The sequence below is a fragment of the Rhizobium arsenicireducens genome (assembly GCF_964021225.1).
On sequence record NZ_CAXHYK020000001.1, the window covers coordinates 1,504,962 to 1,529,179 of the forward strand.

General features: G+C 61.7%; 23 protein-coding genes and 1 pseudogene. 9 read left to right on the plus strand and 15 right to left on the minus strand.

Going from position 1 to position 24,218, the window contains the following annotated elements:
- Positions 1 to 111 precede the first annotated feature (111 nt).
- On the minus strand, positions 112 to 1,278 hold the full coding sequence (locus ACWPVA_RS07130) for a cysteine desulfurase family protein (protein ID WP_454287019.1): 1,167 nt from the start codon (positions 1,276 to 1,278) through the stop codon (positions 112 to 114).
- 216 nt (positions 1,279 to 1,494) lie between these two features.
- Here ACWPVA_RS07130 and ACWPVA_RS07135 point away from each other — a divergent pair, with 216 nt between their 5' ends.
- Together ACWPVA_RS07135 and ACWPVA_RS07140 are read left to right on the plus strand one after the other, a co-directional pair.
- Positions 1,495 to 2,172 (plus strand): alpha/beta hydrolase, encoded by a 678-nt coding sequence (locus tag ACWPVA_RS07135; protein WP_454287020.1) that lies wholly within the window; start codon positions 1,495 to 1,497, stop codon positions 2,170 to 2,172.
- 174 nt (positions 2,173 to 2,346) lie between these two features.
- A complete protein-coding gene (locus ACWPVA_RS07140; RefSeq protein WP_454287021.1) occupies positions 2,347 to 3,210 on the plus strand; it encodes a patatin-like phospholipase family protein in 864 nt (287 codons plus the stop codon).
- Here the strand turns inward: ACWPVA_RS07140 and ACWPVA_RS07145 are convergent.
- Positions 3,196 to 4,341, minus strand: coding sequence for an anhydro-N-acetylmuramic acid kinase (locus tag ACWPVA_RS07145; protein ID WP_454287022.1), 1,146 nt, complete (start codon positions 4,339 to 4,341; stop codon positions 3,196 to 3,198). The genes ACWPVA_RS07140 and ACWPVA_RS07145 overlap by 15 nt on opposite strands.
- 133 nt (positions 4,342 to 4,474) lie before the next feature.
- Between ACWPVA_RS07145 and tyrS the strand changes: the two genes are divergently transcribed.
- The 6 genes from tyrS (at position 4,475) to ACWPVA_RS07175 (ending at position 10,372) form a co-directional block, all read left to right on the plus strand.
- Positions 4,475 to 5,731: a tyrosine--tRNA ligase gene (gene tyrS, locus ACWPVA_RS07150; protein WP_454287023.1), complete on the plus strand. Its 1,257-nt coding sequence runs from the start codon at positions 4,475 to 4,477 to the stop codon at positions 5,729 to 5,731.
- A 498-nt stretch (positions 5,732 to 6,229) separates the two neighbouring features.
- Positions 6,230 to 6,841 (plus strand): transglutaminase-like cysteine peptidase, encoded by a 612-nt coding sequence (locus tag ACWPVA_RS07155; RefSeq protein ID WP_454287024.1) that lies wholly within the window; start codon positions 6,230 to 6,232, stop codon positions 6,839 to 6,841.
- Between the two features lie 311 nt (positions 6,842 to 7,152).
- Entirely contained in the window at positions 7,153 to 7,944 is a 792-nt protein-coding gene (locus ACWPVA_RS07160) for a hypothetical protein (protein WP_454287025.1), read from the plus strand.
- Positions 7,945 to 8,074: 130 nt separating this feature from the next.
- Positions 8,075 to 9,496, plus strand: coding sequence for a D-alanyl-D-alanine carboxypeptidase (locus tag ACWPVA_RS07165; protein WP_454289550.1), 1,422 nt, complete (start codon positions 8,075 to 8,077; stop codon positions 9,494 to 9,496).
- A 46-nt stretch (positions 9,497 to 9,542) separates the two neighbouring features.
- On the plus strand, positions 9,543 to 9,815 hold the full coding sequence (locus ACWPVA_RS07170) for a hypothetical protein (RefSeq protein WP_454287026.1): 273 nt from the start codon (positions 9,543 to 9,545) through the stop codon (positions 9,813 to 9,815).
- Positions 9,816 to 9,844: 29 nt separating this feature from the next.
- On the plus strand, positions 9,845 to 10,372 hold the full coding sequence (locus tag ACWPVA_RS07175; RefSeq protein WP_454287027.1) for a gamma carbonic anhydrase family protein: 528 nt from the start codon (positions 9,845 to 9,847) through the stop codon (positions 10,370 to 10,372).
- A gap of 42 nt (positions 10,373 to 10,414) precedes the next feature.
- On the opposite strand, the gene ACWPVA_RS07180 is transcribed toward ACWPVA_RS07175, so the two are convergent.
- From ACWPVA_RS07180 to ACWPVA_RS07190, 3 genes are read right to left on the minus strand one after another with little or no spacing between them, the layout of a single operon-like run.
- The gene (locus ACWPVA_RS07180; protein ID WP_454287028.1) at positions 10,415 to 10,813 is read right to left on the minus strand and encodes a Fur family transcriptional regulator; all 399 of its coding nucleotides are present in this window, start codon (positions 10,811 to 10,813) and stop codon (positions 10,415 to 10,417) included.
- A gap of 7 nt (positions 10,814 to 10,820) precedes the next feature.
- Positions 10,821 to 11,630, minus strand: coding sequence for a zinc ABC transporter permease subunit ZnuB (gene znuB / locus ACWPVA_RS07185; protein ID WP_454287029.1), 810 nt, complete (start codon positions 11,628 to 11,630; stop codon positions 10,821 to 10,823).
- Entirely contained in the window at positions 11,623 to 12,639 is a 1,017-nt protein-coding gene (locus ACWPVA_RS07190) for an ATP-binding cassette domain-containing protein (RefSeq protein WP_454287030.1), read from the minus strand. Before ACWPVA_RS07190 ends, znuB begins: the two co-directional genes overlap by 8 nt.
- A gap of 109 nt (positions 12,640 to 12,748) precedes the next feature.
- Between ACWPVA_RS07190 and ACWPVA_RS07195 the strand changes: the two genes are divergently transcribed.
- Positions 12,749 to 13,762 carry a zinc ABC transporter substrate-binding protein gene (locus ACWPVA_RS07195; protein ID WP_454287031.1) on the plus strand — a complete coding sequence of 338 codons (1,014 nt, stop codon included), beginning with the start codon at positions 12,749 to 12,751 and terminating at the stop codon, positions 13,760 to 13,762.
- 91 nt (positions 13,763 to 13,853) lie between these two features.
- Here the strand turns inward: ACWPVA_RS07195 and lpxB are convergent, their stop codons facing one another.
- The 10 genes and pseudogenes from lpxB to frr all read right to left on the minus strand — a co-directional run bounded on the left by lpxB (position 13,854) and on the right by frr (position 24,201).
- Positions 13,854 to 15,029 carry a lipid-A-disaccharide synthase gene (lpxB, locus tag ACWPVA_RS07200; RefSeq protein WP_454287032.1) on the minus strand — a complete coding sequence of 392 codons (1,176 nt, stop codon included), beginning with the start codon at positions 15,027 to 15,029 and terminating at the stop codon, positions 13,854 to 13,856.
- Entirely contained in the window at positions 15,026 to 15,901 is an 876-nt protein-coding gene (locus tag ACWPVA_RS07205) for an LpxI family protein (protein WP_454287033.1), read from the minus strand. The genes lpxB and ACWPVA_RS07205 overlap by 4 nt, the downstream gene beginning before the upstream one ends.
- 5 nt (positions 15,902 to 15,906) lie before the next feature.
- A complete protein-coding gene (gene lpxA, locus ACWPVA_RS07210; RefSeq protein WP_454287034.1) occupies positions 15,907 to 16,722 on the minus strand; it encodes an acyl-ACP--UDP-N-acetylglucosamine O-acyltransferase in 816 nt (271 codons plus the stop codon).
- Positions 16,719 to 17,186, minus strand: a complete 468-nt coding sequence (gene fabZ / locus ACWPVA_RS07215; protein WP_454287035.1) for a 3-hydroxyacyl-ACP dehydratase FabZ — start codon at positions 17,184 to 17,186, stop codon at positions 16,719 to 16,721. The genes lpxA and fabZ overlap by 4 nt, the downstream gene beginning before the upstream one ends.
- On the minus strand, positions 17,183 to 18,241 hold the full coding sequence (gene lpxD / locus ACWPVA_RS07220) for a UDP-3-O-(3-hydroxymyristoyl)glucosamine N-acyltransferase (protein ID WP_454287036.1): 1,059 nt from the start codon (positions 18,239 to 18,241) through the stop codon (positions 17,183 to 17,185). Before lpxD ends, fabZ begins: the two co-directional genes overlap by 4 nt.
- Before the next feature lie 49 nt (positions 18,242 to 18,290).
- Positions 18,291 to 20,648 carry an outer membrane protein assembly factor BamA gene (gene bamA / locus ACWPVA_RS07225; protein WP_454287037.1) on the minus strand — a complete coding sequence of 786 codons (2,358 nt, stop codon included), beginning with the start codon at positions 20,646 to 20,648 and terminating at the stop codon, positions 18,291 to 18,293.
- Positions 20,649 to 20,840: 192 nt separating this feature from the next.
- On the minus strand, positions 20,841 to 21,974 hold the full coding sequence (gene rseP, locus ACWPVA_RS07230; RefSeq protein WP_454287038.1) for an RIP metalloprotease RseP: 1,134 nt from the start codon (positions 21,972 to 21,974) through the stop codon (positions 20,841 to 20,843).
- A 31-nt stretch (positions 21,975 to 22,005) separates the two neighbouring features.
- Positions 22,006 to 22,838 (minus strand): annotated as a pseudogene (locus ACWPVA_RS07235) (phosphatidate cytidylyltransferase).
- Positions 22,839 to 22,847: 9 nt separating this feature from the next.
- Positions 22,848 to 23,591 (minus strand): isoprenyl transferase, encoded by a 744-nt coding sequence (locus ACWPVA_RS07240; protein WP_454287039.1) that lies wholly within the window; start codon positions 23,589 to 23,591, stop codon positions 22,848 to 22,850.
- Positions 23,592 to 23,640: 49 nt separating this feature from the next.
- Positions 23,641 to 24,201, minus strand: coding sequence for a ribosome recycling factor (gene frr / locus ACWPVA_RS07245; protein ID WP_454287040.1), 561 nt, complete (start codon positions 24,199 to 24,201; stop codon positions 23,641 to 23,643).
- Positions 24,202 to 24,218 lie beyond the last annotated feature (17 nt).

Here is a 24,218-nt window from a genome sequence, read left to right on the forward strand (position 1 = left end):
GCAGCTTGTCAACGTTTTGAGCGGAAACCCGCTCTTATGTAGTCGCCAGAGGCGTGTTTTTCACCCTCGCGGCAAGGAGAAAATTGGTTTTTGCCAATTTTTCCCAGTCTTTCATGCGGCCTCGCCGGCAAGCTTCCGGCGACCCGCAATTCTCCCCAATATGTCGACCGCCCGGTCGATCTCAGCTGGCGTGGTGTCCACCCCGAGCGAAATGCGCAGGGCACCCATCTTGGCGTCCCGGCCCATGGCGGTCAGCACGTAGCTGGCTCCTACCTTGCCGGACGAACAGGCCGATCCGGCCGAGACTGCAATACCCTCCAGATCGAAGGCGATCTGGCCTGTCTCCGCTTTCAACCCTGGAAGGGTGAAGAAACTCGTATTGGCGACCCGTCCGACAGTCTCGCCGTGAATGACGAGATCAGGGGCCACCTTCCGCATGCCTTTTTCCAATCGGTCGCGCAAGGCGCCGATTGCCGCATTCCTCGCCTCCAGTCCGGTTCGTGCCCAGGCTGCGGCCGCGCCGAATCCGGCAATCGCCGCAACGTTCTCGGTTCCCGCTCGGTGTCCCTTCTCCTGGCCGCCGCCCCGGATCAGCGGCGCGGGCATCAGGGTCTCCCCACGCGCAATCAGCGCGCCGGCGCCCTTTGGCCCTCCCAGCTTGTGTGCGGAAATGATCAGAAAGTCAGCACCGATCTCTTCCATGTCGAGGGGAATGCGCCCGGCCGCCTGCACGGCATCGACCAGTAACAGCCCGCCAAACTTATGTACGATGGCCGCGGCCTCCTGGATCGGCTGAACGATGCCGGTCTCGTTGTTGACCGCCATCACCGCCACCAGCGGCAGCCCCTTTGTCGCATCATGGGCCGCGAGCAACGGCTCCAGCGCCGCGAGATCTGTCAGCCCGGCAGCGGTGACCGGAATCTCACTGAGTTGCTCGGGGGCGAAACGGCCAGCCTCGCGCACCGCCGGATGCTCGATCGCCGAGACGTAGAGACGGCCGATCTGCAACGGCGCCTTGCCCATCCGGTAGGACGGCGTCAGCGCCAGATTGGCGGCTTCGGTGGCGCCGGCCGTGAAGATGACATTGGCGCTCGTGGCACCGACGAGGGAAGCGACTTCGCGGCGGGCCGTCTCGATCACGGCTCTGGCGGCGCGGCCCTCGGCATGCACGGAATTGGGGTTGCCCGTCAGAGCAAGCGCATCGACCATGACGGAGCGCGCCGCCGCCATCAGGGGGGCGGTGGCATTCCAGTCGAGATAGATGCGCTCCTTGGCCATATCGCGTCCGTGCCGCGCTCGCTGGCAACCAGCAAGCGCATTTTCCTTGAAATTTCCGTCGGGCTTGTCCTATGACACGTTCGACCTTGGATGGACAGCCGATCCAGTTTCGAACAATTCTAAACTGGGTTTTATGAAAGTTGACTGACTTCGTCAAGTCAGCTGGCAGGAATGCTTGTCCAGGAACCACAGAAATTTGCACGGACCGGAGTTTCAATGCCTGAAGTGATTTTCAACGGCCCGGCGGGCCGCCTCGAAGGACGGTACCAGCCGTCCAAGGAGAAAAGCGCGCCGATCGCGATCATCCTGCATCCGCATCCGCAGTTCGGCGGCACGATGAACAATCAGATCGTCTACCAGCTCTTCTACATGTTCCAGAAGCGCGGTTTCACGACGCTGCGCTTCAACTTCCGTGGCATAGGCCGCAGTCAGGGCGAATTCGACCATGGCGCGGGCGAGCTGTCGGATGCGGCCTCGGCGCTCGACTGGGTGCAGAGCCTGCATCCGGATTCGAAGAGCTGCTGGGTGGCCGGCTACAATTTCGGCGCCTGGATCGGCATGCAGCTTCTGATGCGCCGTCCGGAGATCGAGGGTTTCATCTCGATCGCGCCGCAGCCCAACACCTATGACTTCTCCTTCCTCGCCCCCTGCCCTTCTTCGGGCCTGATCATCCATGGCGATTCGGACAAGGTGGCACCGGAAAAGGACGTCCAGGGCCTCGTTGACAAGCTGAAGACGCAGAAGGAAATCCTCATCACGCATAAGACCATTCCCGGCGCGAACCATTTCTTCTCCGGCCAGACCGAAACGCTGATGACCGAATGCGAGGACTATCTCGACCGTCGCCTCGAAGGAGAACTGGTGCCTGAGCCAGCCGCCAAGCGGATCCGCTGAAGAGAGCGCATGTAAATCTGAAAGCGCCGGTCGAGAGGCCGGCGCTTTTTGCTGTGAAATGTCTACGGGGCGCCGGATCATTGCGCACCGCCAGCGTTGACAAAGCACGGCAAGGTTGTTCTGACTTGAACAATAGCCTCGGTACTTTTCAACCAGCCGTTAGATCCACCTGACATGCCCGACGCCCTTTCCTTCGATGCGATCGGTTTTGCTGGCGGCGGAAACCGCTGCTACTGGCAGAGCGGTTTCTCGCTGGCGCTGAACCTGCGCTATCCGCAACGCCCCTCGTATTATGTAGCGGTGTCGGCCGGCGCCTATCACTGCGCGATGAGCCTGGCGGGCGTCGGCGAGCGGGTACGCAATGCCGCCTTCACCTTCGCGGAACGCAATATTCCGGATCTCGACTGGACGGCGTTGAAAGAGCGCCGGTCGCCGCTGGTTGTCGGAGGCCTGTTCCGGCAGTTTCTCGCCGAGCAATTCGGCGAGGCGGAGCTTGCGGCGCTCAAGGCCGCGCCGCCGATGCTGATCCAGCTCGCGCGCCCGCCGGAATGGATGCCGGGCGGACTGGCGGCACTTGGCTCGATCGCCGCCTACCAGATCGAGAAACGCCTGACCGGTGGCGCCCATTCCAAGGCCGGCCGGTATCTCGGGCTGAAACCCGTCTGGATCTCGACCCATGAGATTTCCTCCGCTGCCGATCTGGTCGACGCGATGATGGCAACTTCGTCGGTGCCACCCTTCATGCCTGTCGGCCGGATTGCCGCACGCGCCCATCTAGACGGCGGCCTTGTCGACAATCCGCCGACGATCCGGCTCTCGGAGACCGAGGCGGCAGGCGGCAGAACGCTGTTGCTCACCACGCGCTATGGCCGCATGCCGCCAGCGGCACAGAACCGGGTCGTGGTCGGACCGAGCGAGGACATCCGTGTCAACAAGTTCACGGTTTCGGATGCCGCCGGCCTCAGGCATGCCTTCGAACTGGGCCTGAGGGATGGCGCCGCCTTCGCCAGGACCATGCCGAAACTATTTGGCCGCTGACGGTAACCGTGCATCGGAGCGGGCCAACGCACCGCCGGTCACCGGAGCCTTGACTTCCGTCGTGCCGGGAAAGGTCAGCGGCAGGCGCTCCAGCGAGCGCACGGCGAGATAGGCCCAGGCTTCCGCCTCTGTCGCGTCGCCGTCGAAACCAGCCTCTTCCGCCGTCAAAACGGTTGCACCACTGCGGGCGGCGATTTCCGCAAGATCACCCATGATGGTGCGGTTGAGCCGCCCCCCGCCGCTGATAATGTAGGTCTGTGGCGGGTGAGGCAGATGGCCGGCCGAACGCAGGATCGCTGCGGCGGTCACATAGGCGAGCGTACGCGCGCCATCGTGCAACCCCGCCTCATCCGGCTCCGGCGGCCGAAAATCATTGCGATCCAGAGAGCGGCGCTGGTCGGTGGTGAAGAACGGATGGTCGAGATAGCGCTCTGCAAGCGGCATGAGAACCGAGCCTTCGGACGCGATCCTGCCGCCCTGATCGAAGGGCACGCCGGCATTGACTTCCATCCACTGGTCGATGAGCGCATTTCCCGGCCCGCTGTCGAAGGCAAGAATCCGGCCCTCGTCATCGATGTAGGTCAGATTGGAGATACCACCGATATTGACGAAGCAGACCGGCCAGGCGGCCTGCTCGAGAGAGGCGGCGAGTGCTGCATGATAGGCAGGCACGAGCGGGGCACCCTGCCCGCCATGCATCATGTCGTTGGCCCGCATGTCATAGACCACGTCGATGCCGGTCTCCCGGGCAAGGAGCGGGCCATCACCGAGCTGCACGGTCAGCGCCTGATCAGGACGATGCAGGACCGTCTGGCCGTGAAAACCGATCACGGCTATCTCGCCCGCCGCCAGGCCATGGGCCTCAAGGAAGGCCTTGACTGCTCGCGCGTGGCGAAGCGTGAGTTCCTGCTCCAGTTCACCGAGACAACCGGGACGCTCGGCCCGTTTTGTCATTGCTTTCGCGTCTTCCAGCCCCTGCTTCAACCGATCGCGAAAGGCCGGGTCATAGGGAACGGAAAGAAAGGGCCCTCGCTCGACGAAGCTTTGGCCGTCCGTCGTCAGCATGGCGACGTCGATTCCGTCCATCGAGGTGCCGCTCATCAGTCCGATCGCCCGCATCCTGTCACCCAAAGCCGTTCTCCGCCGATTCGAATGAATGCCATCAACCTTATTCATGGCTGAAACGGGTGCACATTTCAAAAAACAATGCTAAAGCCGCCGCAAAATTCAATGTTCTCGGTATAGTCCAGAAAGCCTGAAGGTCATGACGAAGTTCAAGTCCGATTTCCTCCGCACCATGCAAGAGCGCGGCTTCATTCATCAGATTTCCGATGAAAGCGGCCTCGATGATCTGCTCGCCAAGGAAACCGTGACGGCCTATATCGGCTTCGACCCCACTGCGCCGTCGCTGCACGCCGGCGGCCTCATCCAGATCATGATGCTGCACTGGTTCCAGGCCACCGGCCACCGGCCGATCTCGCTGATGGGCGGCGGCACCGGCATGGTCGGCGATCCGTCCTTCAAGGAAGAGGCCCGCCAGTTGATGACGGTCGAGACGATCGAGAGCAACATCGCCTCGATCAAGCGCGTGTTCGCCAACTACCTGAACTACGACCATGGCCCGCAGGGCGGCGCGCTGATGATCAACAATGCCGAATGGCTGCGGTCGCTCAACTATCTCGAATTCCTGCGCGACGTCGGCCGGCATTTCTCGGTCAATCGCATGCTGTCCTTCGACAGCGTCAAGACGCGCCTGGATCGCGAGCAGTCGCTGTCTTTTCTTGAATTCAACTACATGATCCTGCAGGCCTACGACTTCGTTGAACTCGCCAAGCGCTACGACTGCCGCCTGCAGATGGGCGGCTCCGACCAGTGGGGCAATATCATCAACGGCATCGATCTCGGCCATCGCATGGGCACCCCGCAGCTTTATGCGCTGACCTCGCCGCTACTGACGACCTCGTCCGGCGCCAAGATGGGCAAGTCGGTCAACGGCGCGGTCTGGCTTAACCCGGACATGCTCTCTGCCTATGACTTCTGGCAGTACTGGCGCAATACCGAGGATGCGGACGTGCCGCGCTTCCTCAAGCTCTACACCACGCTGCCGATGACCGAAATTGGCCGGCTAGCTAGCCTCGGAGGTTCGGAGATCAACGAGGTCAAGAAGATCCTGGCCACCGAGATCACCGCCATGCTGCACGGTCGCGAAGCCGCCGAGCAGGCGGCCGAGACCGCCCGAAAGACCTTCGAGGAAGGCGGACTTTCAGAAAACCTGCCGACGATCGAGGTTCCGGCTGCAGACCTTGAGGCGGGCATCGGCCTGCTCTCGCTGATCGTCCGCGCCGGCCTTGCCTCCTCCAACGGCGAGGCGCGTCGGCACGTGCAGGGCGGCGCGGTGAAGATCAACGATGCCACCGTCAGCGACGATCGCATGGCGATCGGTACTGACCAGATGACCGGAGACGGCGTGATCAAGCTGTCGCTCGGCAAGAAGAAGCACATGCTCGTGCGGCCCGCCTGACGAGTATCCCGGGGCCGACCGAGCAAGAGCCCCGGCGCCCACATTTCTTGCACTCATGGCCGGCATCGGGACGCACCCCCCCGTGTCGGCCAAACATTTTTTCCAGATTATTTTTTTGCGCGCCGAACCTTACGATCGGCATTGAGGCTGCCTTTGCGCGTGCCTTGCCACGCAGTCCCCAGGATCTTCATCGCCTTCTTGCCAAGTTGCATCCCAGCGCGCATCGGGCACCGTCCCCCTTTAACCTATGCGCGCCCTTCTCATTCCAATTTATTTTCAATGGCTTAACCTCGACAGAGATCGCCCAACGCGAGTCACGCTCGTTAAAATTCGACACAAATTTTCGACAAATACAATTAAAATCAATTTTGCATTTTATACTTGTTTTCGTTATTTTTTACTCGACTTTGATTTCATTTAACCTCTATTTTTACTTCGTGATTTTGCGAGCAATCAAAACATTGCTGCCATTGTCTCCTCAACACGGGGAGACAACCAATGACAAAAACAAGAAATCTGGGAATTGGACTCTTGGCCATCGCAATCAGCGGCGCTCTGGCGCTTCCTGCGGCGGCTATACCGGCCAGCATGCGCATCGTAGGCAAGGCTAACCCACCGATCGGCCACTACGAGTTCTGCAAGACCTATGGCGGCGAATGCGTCGCCACCAGTTCCGACACTGGCCCGGCTGCCCTGACCCAAGACAGCTGGAAAACCCTGCTCGACGTCAATTACACAGTCAACAGCTCGATCACTCCACTCACCGACCAGGAAATATATGGCGTCGAGGAGCGCTGGGCCTATCCCCGTTCGGTCGGGGACTGCGAGGATTTCGCACTTCTGAAACGCAAGATGCTGATCGACCGCGGCTTTGCGGCATCAGACTTGCTGATCACGGTCGTCCTTCAGCCGAACGGCGAAGGTCACGCGGTCTTGACCGTCCGCACCGACCACGGCGACTTCATTCTCGACAATATGCGCAACAAGGTCATGCTGTGGTCGGAAACCGAATACACCTACCTCAAGCGCCAGTCGTCCGACCATCCGGGTCGGTGGGTCAAGCTGCAGGACGGGCGGGCCACCGCAGTCGGTAGCGTCAGCACGAACTAATAAGGTCATCGCGGCGGCGCAACTGCCGCAGAGCCCCCCGGCCCGGTCCGTCCCCCGCCGACCCCGTCCCCGACCGGAGCCCAAAAGCCGGTCCCGTTCCACGCGGGACCGGCTTATTCCTTGCCCAAAACAACGCTTTGCAATGCCTTGCAGAGCCAGTGAGCGTCCGCGCGCCCCTGGAGTTTAACCGCACGTTAACCACAATCATCGACTGTCGACCCTATCGCGATGGCAGGAATCGCCCGGGCACCATAGTCGACGCCGCACCCGAGCTCCGCCGATCGCCTTGACGCAGTCTTGGGGGCAGAACCATGCACGGGACAGATACCGCAACGGAACCTGCAGATCACACGCCCCTGCTCTCAAATCGCTTCCTGGCGATCCTGACGGTCGCTGTCATGGTATTGGCGCTCCTTTCCCTCGGCATCAGCCTCTTTGGACATCGGTTTGGTGAACGCTGGTCGCTAGCAGGTCACAGCGATAGCACCGAGACCTTCGACACCTCGATCGGCCTCGATCGTCTGCGCATCACGGCCAACACGATCCGCTTTGCAGACCAGAGAAAGCACGGCGCGACCGAACGGCTTGACCTTTACCTGCTCTGGCCGGAAATGACCGGCTACTCCAAGGAGAACCGCCGGCGCTTTGACGACCTCACGCAAACCCAATCGCTGATCTTCCTGCAGCTCTCGCAAAGCACCATGTCGCGCGACATGTCGGGACGCGTCGAACCCATCTATTCCCATCTCTTTGCCGGCACGGCGGAAAGCGGGCCCTTCGGCCTCTCGCTCCATCGCTTCGTTCCCGGCGCTGGTTATGACGGCGAAATCCTGCTGACCGGGTCACGGCACGACAAGCCTGACTATGCCGTTCGCTGCCTTCTGCCAGGCCCAGACGGGCCAGCGAGCGGCAGCGATTGCCAGCGCGACATTCACGTCGGGCGTGACCTGACGGTGCTTTATCGCTTTTCAAGCGATCTCCTCTCGGACTGGCAGCGGATCGACAGCGCCATTGAGGGATATATACGCAGCAGGATCGTCAGCGCGCCTAGGTCCGCGACGCTTCAAAAGCGGGCGAATGCGGCAACGAATGATTCATTATAAACCTCTTGGTAAGGCTGTTTTCGTATTGTCGCAGCGAGTGGTCGCGTGGGGGTGCGTCCGATCCGAAATTCAGCATGTGAAGAGTCTTGCGGTGAACAATACAATCCGACGCCTTAACCTCGCTCTCCTGATGCGCAAGCTGGCAGTCGCCATAATGGTGCTGATTTCTGCTCTGGGGATGAGTGTTTCCGCGGCAGTCGCCAAGCCGACCTATGCCGGTATCGTCGTCGACGCCAAGACGGGCAAGGTCTTGTATAGCGAGAATGCGGACAGCTTGCGCTATCCCGCATCCCTTACCAAGATGATGACGCTCTACATGGCGTTCGAGGCGCTCGAAGCCGGCCGTATCCGCCTTAGCGACAAGGTGACGGTCTCGGCCAATGCTGCCAAAGAGCCGCCATCGAAGCTTGGCGTCGGTGCCGGCCGCTCGATCACGGTTGAGCAGGCCATTCTATCGCTCGTCACCCGTTCGGCCAATGACATTGCCACCGCACTTGGCGAGTTTCTCGGGGGCTCGGAAAGTCGCTTCGCCCAGATGATGACCGCCAAGGCTCGCAGCCTCGGCATGACCAAGACGACCTACCGCAACGCCCACGGCCTGCCGAACACCGCACAGCTGACGACCGCGCGCGATCAGGCCCGCCTCGGCATCGCGCTTCGCGAGCACTTCCCGCAATATTATGGCTATTTCTCCACCCGCAGCTTTACCTTCGGCAAGCAGACGATCGGCAACCACAATCGCCTCCTCGGCTCCGTGCGTGGCGTCGATGGCATCAAAACCGGCTTTACCAGGGCCGCCGGCTTCAACCTCGTCACTTCGGCTCAGGTCGATGGCCGCTCCATCGTGGGCGTCGTGATGGGGGCTCCCTCTGGCGCCAATCGCAACGAGCGAATGACGAAGCTGGTGCAAGCCTACCTGCCCAAGGCTTCCCGCTCAGGCGGTGGTGGCGATCTGATTGCCAAGATGAATACGGCTGTGGCTCCTGCCGGGCCAGAAGTGGCTCTTGGCGCACCGTCACTGCCCGTCACCGGGCCACTGCCGCAAACTCGTTACGAGGCAGCGCCCGTTGCCACAGCCTATGCAGCGCCTGCCAACGACAATGCCGCAGCAGCAGCTCTCGATATGGCCCGTGGCGCGAAACCCCAGCCACTGCGTGCGGGCATTCCGGTCCCGCAGCCGGCACCGGCCTACATGCCGGACAGCCAGGTTTCGGTCGCGCCAGCTGGCCAGATCGAACCCGCACAGCAGGAAGCCATGGCATCCGCCGCTATAGACCAGACGACAACCGCCTCCACCCAACCGTCTTCCGGATGGGTGGTCCAGATCGGCACCTCGCCCGACCAGGAACAGGCAATGACCCTTCTGCGCAAGGCGCAGGACAAGGGCGGCAAGGTATTGCGTTCAGCCACCCCGTTCACCGTCGCCTATAATACCGGTTCTGCACAGGTCTATCGTGCACGGTTTGGCGGCTTCGACGACCAGAAGACGGCCGTCAACACCTGCAAGGCATTGAAGAAGATGGGGATCGGCTGCTGGGCTGCTGCCCAGTAAACCGCTCCCTTCACCTCGATTTTGTATCGCGTACGAGGTAAGTGAAATGGCATCGAACGAAAACCACTTCGAATTCGCTCCGACCCAGGACAATAGCGGCAAGCAGAGCCGCCACAGCCTGCATCCACTGCATGAGGCAGCCTATCGGATCGCCGACCTTGGCCTCAGTCGCAAGCGTGGCTCAAGGACCAAGGATCTGATCGGTTTGTTGCTTTGCCACGGTGCACGCGCCTGGCGCTATTCCCAGCCGGAGGCGAGCATACACCTCCATGTATCATCGCATGGCGGCCGTTTTCCCGTCGTCCTGCGCTTGCGCTGAATCCCGATCAGCCGCTCAAGGAATATGCCATGCCACTCTATTCGCTGGGCAATCTCACCCCCAAGGTTCCGTCGGCAGACAAATTCTGGGTCGCGCCCGATGCCCATGTCATCGGCCAGGTGGACCTCGGCGATGACGTCGGAATCTGGTTCGGTGCCGTGCTGCGCGGCGACAACGAGCCGATCGTGATCGGCGCGCAGACCAATATCCAGGAGGGCGTGATGATCCATACGGATCCAGGCTTTCCAGTGACCATCGGTGCAGGCTGCACGATTGGTCACCACGCCATCATCCATGGCTGTACCATCGGTGAGAATTCGCTGGTGGGCATGGGGGCGACCATCCTCAATGGCGCAAGGATCGGCAAGAACTGCCTCATCGGCGCCAATGCGCTGGTGACGGAAAACAAGGAATTTCCCGACAATTCACTGATCGTCGGCTCTCCGGCCCGTGTCGTGCGGACCCTTGACGAGGCCGCAGCCGCAGGCCTTGGCTTGTCGGCCCAAAGTTACGTGCGCAACTGGCAGCGTTTTGCCCGGGATCTCAAAGAAATCTGACAGCCGTCCGGCCCGTGGCCGGCCGCCTATCCCATTCATGGTTCACGCCGCGCAGGCAGCGCAGATGCCGCGAAGCTCGATCGTCGTCTTCTCGGCCGTGAAGCGCTTGGCCTTCGCCCAATCGGCGAGGCGATGGTCGATCGCATGGTCGTGGAATTCCTCGGCCTGGCCGCACCTGTTGCAGATTGCAAAGGCCACCGTGCCGTGGGTGCAGCAGTCGCTGAGAGGATGGGCGCAGGCGACAAACGCGTTGATGCTCTCCAGCCGGTGCACAAGGCCAAACTCCACCAGTTTGTCAAGCGCGCGATAGACCTGTAGCGGGGCGCGGAAACCCTTGTCGCGCAGGAGATCGAGAATCCCGTAGGCCGAGAGCGGCGCATTCGATGCCGAAAGCACATCGAAGACAAGCGACTGGTTCTTCGTCAGTTCCGGCTGGGTCATGGCATCCTCACGCTGTTGTATTGTCGCGCTGCCGGCGCGGTGCAGGCAGCAGACTGAACAGGAACAGAATCAGCGCCGCCACAACAATCGATGGGCCGGACGGCGTGTCATAGGTCAGCGAGCCGAACAGGCCGATCACCACGGCAACGACGCCGATCAGCGACGCCAGTATCGCCATGACCTCCGGCGTCGCGGAAAAGCGACGGGCAGCCGCAGCCGGAATGATCAACAGAGATGTGATCAGCATGATGCCCACGATCTTCATGGCGATGGCGATGACGAGCGCCATCAGCAACATGAACGCAAGGCGAGCACGCTCTGGATGCAGGCCTTCGGCTTCCGCCAGTTCGGCATTGACGGTCGCAGCCAGGAGCGGCCGCCACAGCCAGACGATCAGCGCCAGCACAACCGCGCCGCCACCCCAGACGATGGCGATGTCGGTGGTCGTAACGGCAAGGATATCGCCGAACAGGAAGGCGATGAGGTCGATTCTGACCCAGCTCATGAAGGCGACAAGGACAAGACCGATCGCCAGTGTCGAATGGCTCAAGATGCCGAGCAGCGCATCGGCCGAAAGCGCCTGCCGCTTCTGCAACACGAGCAACAGCAGAGACACGATCGCCGCGACGAGAAAGACGCTGACCATCAGGTTCAGGGAGAAAAGTAGCGATAGCGCGACGCCGAGCAGAGCGGAATGCGCCATCGTGTCACCGAAATACGCCATGCGGCGCCAGATAACGAAGCAGCCGAGCGGACCGGTGGTAAGGGCAAGTCCAACACCGGCGAGAATGGCGCGCAGGAAGAAATCGTCAAACATCGCGTTTCTCCTTGGTCGGTGCCGCAACCGGGGTCACAAGCCCTGCGGCCGCGCGAGGACCATGGTCCGCATGGTGATGTCCGTGGTCGTCATCTGCAGCGTGGACATGAGCGTGCCCGTGGTCCGTGTGCCCATGACCTTCGTGTCCGTGGGTGTGATCATTTGCATGGTCGTGACCGGGCTCCCCTCGGTGTCCGTGGTCGTGGTGGTGCCCGTCGTCTGGATGACAGTGATCGGTGATCGTGCCGTCGACATGGCGCACGCGGCCGTCCGGCAGGTGCGTATGGTCGTGGTCGTGGCTGTAGACGGCAAGCGTGCGGCCGGCCGTGGCGCCGAAGAGCCGCATATATTCCGGGCTGCGGCTGACGGCGGCCGGCGTGCCGCGGCAGCAGACATGGCCGTTGAGGCAGATCACCGTGTCAGTCTCGGCCATGACCACATGCAGGTCGTGGGAGATCAGCAGGATGCCACAGCCGGTGGTGTTGCGGATCGATGTGATGAGATCGTAGAGCGCGATCTCGCCGGTGAAATCGACGCCCTGCACGGGTTCGTCGAGCACCAGCAGGTCCGGCTTGCGGGCGATGGCACGGGCCAGAAGCGCGCGCTGGAATTCGCCGCCGGACAGATGCTGCGCCTCGGCGCCTGCAAGATGGCCGATGCCGACCGCTTCGAGTGTGGAGGCGATCTCCTTGTCGGTCAGCCGCACGGTCAGCGTCATGAGGCGCTTGACGGTCAGCGGCATGGTCCAGTCGACTGACAGCTTCTGCGGCACATAGCCGACGCGGAACCCCGGCTGGCGATCCACCCTGCCCTCGTCCGAATTAAGCACGCCGATCGCCATCTTGGCGCTGGTCGACTTGCCGGAACCGTTCGGCCCGATCAAGGTGACGATCTCGCCGCGGCGAACGGAAAAGTCGACACCGCGCACCAGCCAGCGGCCATTGCGCCGGATCCCAGCATTGGAGAGTGTGACGAGCGGCGGTTCGGTCATCGAAATCATTGCGGACATGTCGGACCCGGGGGAAATTTGCTGTTGCATGATCCTATGGCACACGTTATAGCATTACGCAATTGATGTAATGCTATTACATTACAAACGCAAGATGGAGCAGACACCCATGACGTTTTCCCGGCTCGGCCTCGCCGCTTCGACTGCCGCCCTTCTTCTCACGCCGACGCTGGCGCTCTCCGCTCCGCAGGTGGTGGTCTCGATCAAGCCGATCCATTCGCTCGTCGCGGCGATCATGCAAGGGGTCGGCGAGCCGTCACTGATCGTCGAGGGTGCTGCCTCCGCCCATACCTACAGCCTGAAGCCGTCGCACGCACGCGCGCTCCAAAACGCCGACCTGGTCTTCTGGGTCGGGTCTGGGCTCGAAGCCTTCCTCGAGAAGCCGCTCGACGCGCTGGCCGGCAAGGCGAAGGTGGTCGAGTTGGAGGATGCTCCCGGCCTGGTACGCCTGCGCTTCCGCGAAGGCGGCGCCTTCGAGAGCCACGAGGACGAGGGAGACAATGCCGACGGCGCGGATCATGCGGCACATGACGACCACGATCCCCATGAGGATCATGCGGCAGTAGAGCACGCCGCCGAGGAGCCCGGTCACGAGCATGAACACGGCGGCTTCGACATGCATCTCTGGCTCAACCCGATGAATGCCAAGGCCATGGCAGCCGAGATCGAGAGCGCCCTGGTCGCCACTGATCCGGCCAATGCTGCCCGTTACAGGGCCAACGGGCTGGTCCTGGCGCAGGATATCGACACGCTCGACAAGGACATCGCGATCGCCGTGGCGCCGGTCGCCGACAGGCCCTTTGTCGTGTTCCACGATGCCTACCAGTATTTCGAAAACCGCTACAAGGTGCGCGTCGCCGGTTCGATCACGGTCAGCCCAGAGACCATGCCGGGTGCCGAGCGGATCTCCGAAATCCATGGCAAGGTGAAGGAACTTCAGGCGGCTTGCGTCTTCGCAGAGCCGCAATTCGAACCGAAGCTCGTTTCCGTCGTGACCGAGGGAACCGATGCCAAGGCCGGCGTGCTCGACCCGGAAGGCGGCGCCCTTGAAGCGGGGCCTGCCCTCTACACCCAGCTGATGCGTAATCTCGCCAAGTCGCTCACTGATTGCCTGTCGCAGTGAGACGTCAACTTTGCGCCTCCTGGCGGGCCTGCGGGCCCGCAAGGAGGCCGGAAAAATGCGGTAGATTTACTCTCATGGCAATGACGCGGGCCTAGAGCCGGCCGCGCCGCGCCAGCAGGTCGAGCACGACGCGGCTGCCCTCGACGCCCGAGGGCTGCTCGGTCTGAAGCCGTTGCCAGACCAGATCGAACCCCTCGAGCATGGCCCGCTGTTGCAGGGTATCGGCGGCAAGACGCTCGGCCATGCGCAGGAGATTGCCCGGGCGAACGTAGTCGTTGAGAAATTCCGGTACGAACGGATAGTCGGCAATCAGGTTGGGAAGCGCACCGGTCCAGGTCTTGATGCGGTGGCTCAGCATCGTCACCAGCCAATCTGTCTTGTACGTCGAAACCACCGGCACAGTGGCCAGCGCTAGTTCCAGGATAACGGTGCCGGACGCTGCAATCGCCGCATCGGCCTCGGCGAAGGCACGCCATTTCGCCTCCTCGCCCATCAGCACCTCCGGCTTCAGGTCCCAGTCGGCGATCATCTGGCGCACACGCGCCTCCTGGCGCGAGACGGTGGGCAAAAGGAAACGGGTCGAACCATTGCGCTCGACGAACTCGCGCATTGTCTGGCCGAAGATCGGCAGCAGCGCCGCGATCTCCGCGCCGCGCGAACCGGGCAACAGCAGGATGGTCTTTGCCTCGTCGAGACGCTTTGGACGCTTGCCGGCGCGCGCTGCGCGCGTCTCCAGCAGTTTCTCATTCGTCGATAACCGATGGCCGACGAAATGCGTGGGCGGGCCACCGAGATCGCGCATCACCTGCGGCTCGAACGGCAGCACGGCCAGAACCTCGTCCACATAAGCCAGCATCGCCTTGGCGCGGTATTCCTTCCAGGCCCAGACGCTCGGGCAGACGTAGTCGACCACGGGCAGATCGGGCAGCGCCTGGCGGACCTTCTTCGCCACCCGGTGGGTGAAATCGGGGCTGTCGACGATCAGCAGCATGTCGGGCCTGGCCGCGATGATGGCCTTGGCCGTCAAGCCGATCAGACGGATGAAGCGCGGCAGGCGCGACAGAACTTGGGTGAGTCCCATCACGGACAGCTCGGAAAAATCGAACAGTGGTCGCAGTCCCTGACGCTCGAGCGCATCGCCACCGACCCCGACCAGTTCGATCGCCCCCCCGTGGCGGACCTTCAGCGCGGCAATCAGGTCCGCGCCCAGCAGGTCTCCCGACACTTCTCCGGCGATCACCGCGATCTTCAGGGGCTTTACGCTCATGGGGTTCCTCCGGCAAGTCCGCGATCGATGCCGATGACGAAGAGTCCGGCCTCGTCGGCAGCACTGATCAGCGCCTGGCGCTGGATCACCAGTGCCCGGCCAGCCTCGACGGCGATGCCGGCCAGCCCTGCCTTCCTGGCATTCGCGATGGTCGAGCGACCGATCGACGGAAGATCGGCGCGCACGTCCTGCTGCGGCTTGCAGAGTTTGACCAGCACGCCCTTGCGGTGCTGAGAGATACGTTTTTCTGCCCTCAGGTGCGCAACGCGCTCCAGCATGGCGTCCGTGCCTTCAACCCCCTCGAGCGCGACGATACGCCCGCCGACGCTCACCGCCCCCTGCCCGACATCCAGTAGCCCGAGCGCCTCGGCGGCTTCCGCGCCGCGCGTGATGTCGCGCCAGTCGTCGGCGGAGGGAGAGACAGCACCGATCGGACCGGTCTCGGCGAGCAGGTCCGGTGCGATCTCGTGCGCGCCGATGACGTGGCAACCTTGCGCCTCGATCAGGCCGATCACCATTTTCAGCACGACGTCGTCGCCACCGGCGAGCAAGGTCTTAACCGCCATAGGTAACTTCAGCAGCGATTTCAGGTTGACCCGGATCTCGCCGAAGGCCGGCCGCCGCTTGACGCCGCCCGATAGCACCACGCGATCGATCGCGTTGGCCTTCAGCAGCGAGGAAAGGCCGGCCATGTCGCCGACGCCGATGACGGCCGAATCGAAGCCCTGCCATTGCTGGTCGGCTTCGTTGCGAAGGCGGAGAATGAAGGGATTTTCGCCGGCCACGCGCGCCGCCTCGGCGACGTAGAGAGGCAAGAAGCCGCCGCCGGCGACGATCGCCAGGCGGCCTTTGCGAGCCCCGGACGGCGCCACGGCGATCAGCTCTTGCCGCGGAACGGCGACGACAGGGCGCGGTCGCTTTCGGCCGCGATGAAATCCAGGATTTCCATAACCGGCGGGCAATCGAGATATTCGTCACGGATGGCGGCGGCATTGACACGGGCCGAGGCTTCGCCGTCGAAGATCTGCTTGAAGGCGCGGCGAACCTGGTGGATCACCGAACGCTCGATGCCGGCGCGCGTCATGCCCACCACGTTGAGGCCGCCGAGCACACCCGGATTGCCGTTCAGCATGCCGTAGGGAATGACGTCGTAGCTGACGGCGGACAGTCCACCGACGAAGGCCTGGCGACCGATGCGGGTAAACTGGTGCACGGCCGAGCCACCGCCAAGAATGACCCGGTCTTCGACCTTCACATGGCCGGCAAGCATGACATTGTTCGACAGGATGATATTGTCGCCGAGTTGGCAATCATGGGCGACATGCGAATTGGCGAGAAAGAGGTTGTTGCTGCCGACCACGGTCTTACCGCCGCCTTCGGCGGTTCCGGTGTTCATCGTCACGCCTTCGCGCATCGTGCAGTTGTCGCCGATGGTCAGCGTGGTTTCCTCGCCGGCATGGTGAATGCTCTGCGGATCGCCGCCGATGACGGCGCAGGCATGGATCCTGGCATTGCGCCCGATGGTCGTGCGGCCGGTGACGACGGCATGGGAGAGAAGTTCGCAACCGTCGCCGAGCTTCGCCTTCGGCCCGACATGGCAGAAGGGGCCGATTTTAACATTCGCCCCGATCACAGCGCCGTCCTCGACGATGGCCATGGGGTGAATGACGGCGCCTGGCGCGATCCTGCTCATTTCTCGTCCTTGCGCATGATCATGGCGCCAATATCGGCCTCGGCCACCAGAGCGCCGTCAACCTTGGCGTCGCAGTGGAATTTCCAGATATTGCCACGCTGCTTCTGCTTGAAGACGTGGAACTCGACGCGGTCGCCCGGCACGACCGGCTTGCGGAAGCGCGCATTGTCGATCGTCATGAAATAGACGAGATTTCCGCCGCCGCCCTGCTTGCGCGTACAGATCGCACCCGCGGTCTGGGCCATACCCTCGACCAGCAGGACGCCGGGCATGATCGGCGAGTCGGGGAAGTGACCGGTGAAGTGCGGCTCGTTGGCGGTGACGTTCTTGATGCCGATCGCCGAGTTGTCGCCGTCGATCTCGATGATCCGGTCCACCAGCAGGAATGGATAACGATGCGGCAGCAGCTTCATGATCTCGAGAATATCGGCGGAACCCAGCTCGGTTTTCACCTGATCGTTCATTCCTTCCCACCCTTCTGTTTGCGGCTCTCCGACTGGCTCAAGGCCGCCGCCACGTCTTTGAGGAAATCCTTCATCGGCCGAGCCGGAATACCGCCATAGCGTTCGCCCGGCGGAACGTCGGACAGCACGCCGCTCATCGCCGCGATCTGTGCGCCGTCGCCGATGGTGACGTGGCCGTTCACTCCACAGGCGCCGCCGATCATCACACCGTCACCAACCTTCGTACTGCCGGCGATGCCGACCTGGGCGACGATGCCGCAATGGCGGCCGATGCGGACATTGTGGCCGATCTGAACGAGATTATCGATCTTGGTGCCTTCGCCGACCACGGTGTCGTCCATCGTGCCGCGGTCGATCGTCGTATTGGCGCCGATTTCGACATTGTCCTGGATGATTACGCGGCCGATCTGAACGATCTTCAGCATGCCGCGAGGCCCGGGTGCGTATCCGAAGCCGTCCTGGCCAATCCTGGCGCCATTGTGGATGATGACATTGTTGCCAATCAGCGCCGACTGGATCGTCGCACCAGCCGCGATCGTGCAGCCGCGGCCGATCCTGACGCCGGTGCCGATCACGGTGCCAGCGCCGATGCGGCTACCCTCGCCGATCTCGACATCCGCGCCGATCACGGCCATCGGCTCGACCAGCACGTCCAGCTCAAGCCTTGCGGTCGGATCGACAAAAGCGGCGGGCGAAATCCCGCCCTGGGACGGAGAGACCGGTACCGGGCGCAAGGCTTCCGGATGGAGCAGGCCCCCGGCCTGGGCGAAAGCCATAGCCGGCGACGGCGCCAAGAGCACCGGAATATGATCGGGAATGAGAGATTTCAGCGCCTTGTCGCACAGAATAGCCGAGGCCTCGCAGGTCTTCAGCTCTTCCTTGCTGCGACGCGACAGGATGTAACAAATGTCACCCTGCTTTGCCCTGTAGACTGGCGCGACCGACCGGATCAACCGCTCGCCCGCGTCCACGTCCAATAGCTCCGCCCCGATCTGCGCCGCAAGCGACGCAAGAGAAACCCCGGCCCGGGGCGGAAAGAAATGATTATGCTCCATCAGCCAAAGCCCCAGAACGTTACCCTGCCAGCAGTTCTGGACTGCAGACTTAGAACGAGTTCGCCATGCTGAAGCGGAAGTTCTGAACCTCGTCGAAGTCTTCCTTGGCGACCGGAACTGCATAGTCGAAGCGCAGTGGACCGAACGGCGACAGCCACAAAATGCCCGCACCAACCGATGCACGCAAGCTCATGTCCGTACCTTCAACGGTCGCACCGCCGGTATTCACCTTGTTGCCGTACAGGGTGCCGGCATCCGCGAAGATTGCACCGCGGATATTGAGGTCCTGCGGGAACAGCGGCAGCGGGAAGTTGGCTTCCGCCGAAACCGTCATATACGTCGTCCCGCCGAGCGCATCTCCGTCTGCACGCCCACCGATACCATTGGTGGCGAAACCGCGAAGTTCCTTGCCACCGATCTGGAACTGATCGAAGACATTGAGCGCATCACCCGTCGCGACCACGTGTCCGGCGCTTGCACCCAACGAACCGACGATATCCATCTCATCCGAGAGTGTGTGGAAGTAGCGGGCGCGGCCATAGACCTTGTAGAAGTCGGAATCGCCTCCAAGACCCGCATATTCGTGCGTGAAGCTGGCATAGATCCCTTCACGCGGCATAGTACGGTCATCGACCGAATTGTAGACAACGGAATGACCGAGAATGGACTGCTTCCAAGGGCTCCCCTCGATCAGGTCGAGATAGGGATCCGACATTCTATCGTCGCCGCCGCCACGAACGCCATCGCCGCCATAGGCGCCATCATCCGTGTATTTCAGTTCCTTGTAGGTATAGCGAACAGTGGTCGCCAGGTTCTCGGTGATCGGCGCGGTTACGCGCAACGTCGCCCCCGTCTCCTCATAGTCGTAATTCGAATTGCTGCTGGTTTCATTGCGGAACACATCGAAGCCGGCTGCAAGGCGATAACCGAGGAAATAGGGTTCGGTGAACGAGAAATTGTACGTACGGCTGTCTTCCAGACCGCCACCGACGGCGACGCGGATGAACTGACCGCGACCGAGGAAATTCTTTTCCTCGACCGAAGCTTCGAGCACGAAGCCGTCGCCACCGACCGAGTAACCTGCGCCAATGCTGAACGAGCCGGTCGGCTGATCCACGACCTCAACGACAACCACGACGCGGTCGGAGGCACTGCCCGGAGCCGTCGAAATGTTCACGCTGGTGAAATAGCCCAACGCCTCAAGACGACGCTTTGCGCGGCTGATGGTTTCCTGATTGAAGGCATCACCTTCGGAAATGTCGAACTCGCGACGAACGACATAATCACGCGTGCGGGTGTTGCCGCGGATCTCGATGCGCTCGACATAGGCGCGCTCGCCCTGATCGACCAGATAGGTCACGCCGATCGTATTGTTCTCGAAGTTGCGGTCGCCGCGCGGAACGATGCGCGCAAAGGGATAACCCGCAGACGAAACCCGCCGCGAGATGGCTTCCATCGACTTCTGCACGTCGCGTGCGCTGTAGGTGTTGCCGGAGCGCGTTTCGACGAGACGCTCGAGTTCGGCGCCATCGATGCCCTCAACGGTCGATTCGACAGCAATGTTACCGAACTTGTAACGTTCGCCTTCATCGACCGTGATCGTGATGGCATATTCATTGCCGGACTCGTTCAGAGTGGCATCGGAAGAAATCACGCGGAAATCGGCGTAGCCGTGATTGTAATAGAACTGGCGCAGCGCCTCTTCATCAGCGCGCAGCTTGTCCTCGTTATAGACGTCCTTGCGGGTCAGGAAGGACAGCATATTGGAGCGCTTGGTCTGCAAGACGGCAGCCAGACGGCTATCCCCATAGGCATTGTTGCCGACGAAGTTGATCTGGGTGATCTTGGTGCGCTCGCCCTCATTGATGACGAAGGCAAGGTTCACGCGTCCCTCGGCGACCGTAACCACCTGGGTCGTCACCTCGATGTCGCTACGCCCGATGCCAGCATAGGCTTCCTTGATCCGCTCGATATCGGCGGAAATCAGGCTGTCACTGTAGGGGCCCATCGGCTGGGTCTGGACCACGCCCCGCAGCTTGTCGTCCTTGATCTTGCGGTTGCCGTTGAAGACGACCTGATTGACGAGCTGATTCTCAGACACACTGACGACGAGCGTGCCGCCGGAAACGGAAATCCGTACATCAGAGAAGAAACCGGTCGCATAGAGACGTTTTACGGACTCATCAATGTCGGCATTGGAGAAGTTCTGGCCGGGCCTGATGGTGATATTGGAGCGAACCGCATCCACCCCGACGCGCTGGGCACCGCGGACATCGATACGCTGAATCACGGCGGCTTCGGCAACTGCGGCCGACGCGAGCAGAGCTACGCCTGCACCCGAAGAAACAACACCAGCAGACAGCGCGATCGCCGACACAGCGTTCAAAAATCTTGAACCAGCCTTCATGTGTATTCTCAACCTTCTTCCATTGCCCCGATGCCGTTCCCGACTCCGGTCCGTGTGTGGTTTTACCGGCTTTTACCCTACAAGCAAGTACGGACGTTAAATTCTATTTACTTCATTTGCAGCCGTGGCCCAATCGCCACTACCAGTTTGAAACATCGTAAACAAATCCTTTCAGGGATGGCAAGCCGAGGCCTAGCCAATTAAGCGGCTGATATCGTTCCACGTTGCGAACACCATCAGCGACAAGATCATGGCCAGGCCGATCCGAAAAGCGATCTCCTGTGCGTATTGCCCGACGGGCTTACCGCGAATTGCCTCCAGCGCGTAGAGGACCAGATGCCCCCCGTCAAGGACCGGAACTGGCATCAAATTGAGAAGCCCCAGGGAAACCGAGAGAACCGCCGCCAAATTCAACAGTGCCACGAAACCGAGGGTCGCCATCTGCCCCGAAGCCTGTACGATGCGGACCGGCCCGCCCAACTGGTCGGCATTCATCCGACCGGCGAAAAGGTTGGAAATGTAGTCGAATGTCCCGGTGATGATATGCCAGGTCTGCATTACCCCCTCGCCGACCGCCTGCAGCGGCGTCAATTCGACGATGCGGAAATTTCCGGACTGCTGGTTGGTGATAATACCGATCTGCCCGACTTCCATTTCGTTGCCGAACCGGTCGGTCGTGACTGTGCGGCGCGGCACCAGGTTGACATCGACCTCGCCGCTACCCCGGAGCACCGTCACGACGACCGGGATTCCCGGCCGCATGCTGATATAGCGCACGACATCGTCAAAGGTCTCGATGCGGTCCCCGTCAAGCGCGACAAGCACATCGCCGGGCAGCACCCCGGCCTCGTAGGCCGCGCTTCCGTCCTTGACCTCAGCGACAACCGGATCGGCAACCGGCTTGCCCTGGGTGGCAAACAAGACCGCGAAAATGGCGATCGCCGCTACGAAATTGGCGATCGGGCCGGCAGCGACCGTGACGGCGCGCTTCCAAAGCTTGGCCCCGGCCAGCGTCTGGGCCCGCTCTTCTGGTGTCATCTCGGCCAGTTCATCGCCATCGGCAAGGCTCGCCGCATCGGCATCGCCGTAGAATCGCACATAGCCGCCGAGCGGGATGGCCGACAGCTTCCAACGCGTGCCGTGACTATCGGTAAAACCGACGAGTTCGGGCCCGAAGCCGATCGAAAACGCCAGAATCCGGATACCCGACCATCGCCCAGCCAGATAGTGACCAAGCTCGTGCACGAAGACGAGGAGCGACAGAACGACGACATAGGGAAGTATGTAGCCGGCAAGGAAGCCGAAGAAGGCGGTGATTTGATCCATCATTTGATCCTGTTCATGGTGCTTTGCGGCCTCAGAGACCGAATAGGAAAGCACCGAGAGAGTCGACAGCCCCCTTGCCGACTGCGGAGAAACCTATCGCAAGAAAGAACACTGCGAAACAGGCAAAGACAAGTGCGTCGACCCGGTCCATGACGCCGCCATGTCCGGGAATGAGATGACTGGAATCCTTCACGCCGAAACGCCGCTTTATATAGGATTCAAACAAGTCACCAATCTGGCCGGCGACCGACAGGAAGAAGGCGAGCAGCGGAACCCACAGCCCGATCGACTGGAAGAAGGAGAGCGCCACCGCGATCCCCGCAAGGACACCGGCAATCGTCCCGCCGATTGCACCGGACCAGGTCTTGCCGGGGGAGATGCGTGGCGCGAGCTTCGGCCCGCCGATGGCGCGACCGACAAAATAGGCCAGAATGTCGGTAGACCACACGACCGCAAAGACGAAGATCATCGCGGCGAAACCCAGTTGATCTTCACCGCGGATCGCAGCAAGCGAGACGGCACTCAGCCCCGAATAAAAGATTCCGCCGACATGCCACCAGCTCCAATTGCCGAGTACTGCCGGCAAGAGGGCTGTCAGGACAAGGCCTGCGAACAGCGGAACCGTGAAATCCGGCTGGCCAAACAACATATTGGCGACAAGTAGGGCCATGGCGAACCAGCCGAAGGCATTGCCGCGCATGCTCCGTTCAGCAAGCTTGGTCATCGACGACCATTCATAATAGACGAATAGCCCAATGGCGCCAGCCAGGACGCGGAAAGCTACCCCCCGAACCAGGTCGCCGCCAACACGACGGCGACCATGACGATGGCGGAATAGATACGGAGGGTAAGTTCGCGGCTCATGAAATCGCCCTAAGACCCCAGCGCCACGGCCTTGGCCGACAAGCCGCCGAAACGCCGGTCACGCTCGCCGAAACGCTCAAGCGCGGCAAAAAACTCCTCGCGACCGAAATCGGGCCAGAGCTCCGGCACGAACATCAGTTCGGAGTAGGCGGCCTGCCACAGCAGGAAGTTCGACAGGCGCTCTTCGCCGCTGGTGCGGATGATTAGGTCAGGATCGGGAATATCGCTCGTGTCGAGCCGCTGCTCGAGCATCCGCGCGTCGATATCTGACGCCTTGAGGCGACCGGCGGCAACCTCAGCGGCCAGGCTGGAAGCTGCGCGGGCAATCTCGTCACGGGAGCCGTAGTTAAAGGCGATCACGACGGTCAACCCCGAATTGCCGCGAGTGGTCTCCTCCGCCTCGAGCAGTAGAGAGCGTATGTCATCGCGCAAATTGGCCCTGTCACCGATGATACGGATGCGGACATTCTCGCGGTGCAGTTCGGCCAGATCGCGACGGATGAAAGTCTTCAGCAGGCCGAAAAGATCGTTGATCTCGGCCTCGGGGCGGCGCCAGTTCTCCGAGGAGAAGGCAAACAGCGTCAAAAAGCGAATGCCGGCCTCGGCCGCCGCCCGCACCGTTTCGCGCACCGCCTCGACGCCCTTGCGGTGCCCGAAGGTCCGCGGAAGCCCGCGCGCGTTTGCCCAGCGCCCGTTGCCATCCATGATGATCGCAACATGCTCGGGAACGGCGTGGTTTTCAGCTGTCGACATATTCGGTCCGGTTCAATGCGTCTTGGGCGGGCAAAACGAAACGCGCATGCTAGACCTGCATGATTTCCTTTTCCTTCTCGACGAGCAAGCGGTCGACATCGGAAATCGTTTCATCGGTCATCTTTTGCACCTTCTCGGAGGTGGCACGACTTTCGTCCTGACCGATTACGCCGTCCTTCTCGGCCTTTTTAAGGCCGTCCATGCCGTCACGGCGAACGTGGCGAATCGCTACCTTGGCCTTTTCGGCATAGTCATGCGCAACTTTGACCAACGACTTGCGGCGCTCCTCGTTGAGTTCCGGAAGCGGAATCCGCAGGTTCTGTCCGTCGACGATCGGGTTGAGGCCGAGATTGGCTTCCCGGATGGCGCGGTCGACCGCGTTGACCATGGACTTGTCCCAAACCGAAATGCCCAGCATGCGGGGTTCCGGCACCGTCACGTTGGCGACCTGATTCAACGGCATGCGCGAGCCGTAGGCCTCGACCGTCACCGGATCGAGAATATTGGCCGAGGCACGGCCGGTCCGCAGCGACGCGATGTCGTGCTTGAACGCGTTGATCGCGCCGTCCATACGGCGCTTGATGTCGTTGAGATCGATACCTTCGCTCATGATGCACTCCTTTAGCC

What these genes read in the sequence shown, in the direction of transcription:
- ACWPVA_RS07130 (WP_454287019.1), bottom strand. Translation starts at nt 1,278, where the DNA reads ATGGCCAAGGAGCGCATCTATCTCGACTGGAATGCCACCGCCCCCCTG.
- ACWPVA_RS07135 (WP_454287020.1), top strand. Translation starts at nt 1,495, where the DNA reads ATGCCTGAAGTGATTTTCAACGGCCCGGCGGGCCGCCTCGAAGGACGG.
- ACWPVA_RS07140 (WP_454287021.1), top strand. Translation starts at nt 2,347, where the DNA reads ATGCCCGACGCCCTTTCCTTCGATGCGATCGGTTTTGCTGGCGGCGGA.
- tyrS (WP_454287023.1), top strand. Translation starts at nt 4,475, where the DNA reads ATGACGAAGTTCAAGTCCGATTTCCTCCGCACCATGCAAGAGCGCGGC.
- ACWPVA_RS07155 (WP_454287024.1), top strand. Translation starts at nt 6,230, where the DNA reads ATGACAAAAACAAGAAATCTGGGAATTGGACTCTTGGCCATCGCAATC.
- ACWPVA_RS07160 (WP_454287025.1), top strand. Translation starts at nt 7,153, where the DNA reads ATGCACGGGACAGATACCGCAACGGAACCTGCAGATCACACGCCCCTG.
- ACWPVA_RS07165 (WP_454289550.1), top strand. Translation starts at nt 8,075, where the DNA reads ATGCGCAAGCTGGCAGTCGCCATAATGGTGCTGATTTCTGCTCTGGGG.
- ACWPVA_RS07170 (WP_454287026.1), top strand. Translation starts at nt 9,543, where the DNA reads ATGGCATCGAACGAAAACCACTTCGAATTCGCTCCGACCCAGGACAAT.
- ACWPVA_RS07175 (WP_454287027.1), top strand. Translation starts at nt 9,845, where the DNA reads ATGCCACTCTATTCGCTGGGCAATCTCACCCCCAAGGTTCCGTCGGCA.
- ACWPVA_RS07180 (WP_454287028.1), bottom strand. Translation starts at nt 10,813, where the DNA reads ATGACCCAGCCGGAACTGACGAAGAACCAGTCGCTTGTCTTCGATGTG.
- znuB (WP_454287029.1), bottom strand. Translation starts at nt 11,630, where the DNA reads ATGTTTGACGATTTCTTCCTGCGCGCCATTCTCGCCGGTGTTGGACTT.
- ACWPVA_RS07190 (WP_454287030.1), bottom strand. Translation starts at nt 12,639, where the DNA reads ATGTCCGCAATGATTTCGATGACCGAACCGCCGCTCGTCACACTCTCC.
- ACWPVA_RS07195 (WP_454287031.1), top strand. Translation starts at nt 12,749, where the DNA reads ATGACGTTTTCCCGGCTCGGCCTCGCCGCTTCGACTGCCGCCCTTCTT.
- lpxB (WP_454287032.1), bottom strand. Translation starts at nt 15,029, where the DNA reads ATGAGCGTAAAGCCCCTGAAGATCGCGGTGATCGCCGGAGAAGTGTCG.
- lpxA (WP_454287034.1), bottom strand. Translation starts at nt 16,722, where the DNA reads ATGAGCAGGATCGCGCCAGGCGCCGTCATTCACCCCATGGCCATCGTC.
- fabZ (WP_454287035.1), bottom strand. Translation starts at nt 17,186, where the DNA reads ATGAACGATCAGGTGAAAACCGAGCTGGGTTCCGCCGATATTCTCGAG.
- lpxD (WP_454287036.1), bottom strand. Translation starts at nt 18,241, where the DNA reads ATGGAGCATAATCATTTCTTTCCGCCCCGGGCCGGGGTTTCTCTTGCG.
- bamA (WP_454287037.1), bottom strand. Translation starts at nt 20,648, where the DNA reads ATGAAGGCTGGTTCAAGATTTTTGAACGCTGTGTCGGCGATCGCGCTG.
- rseP (WP_454287038.1), bottom strand. Translation starts at nt 21,974, where the DNA reads ATGGATCAAATCACCGCCTTCTTCGGCTTCCTTGCCGGCTACATACTT.
- ACWPVA_RS07240 (WP_454287039.1), bottom strand. Translation starts at nt 23,591, where the DNA reads ATGTCGACAGCTGAAAACCACGCCGTTCCCGAGCATGTTGCGATCATC.
- frr (WP_454287040.1), bottom strand. Translation starts at nt 24,201, where the DNA reads ATGAGCGAAGGTATCGATCTCAACGACATCAAGCGCCGTATGGACGGC.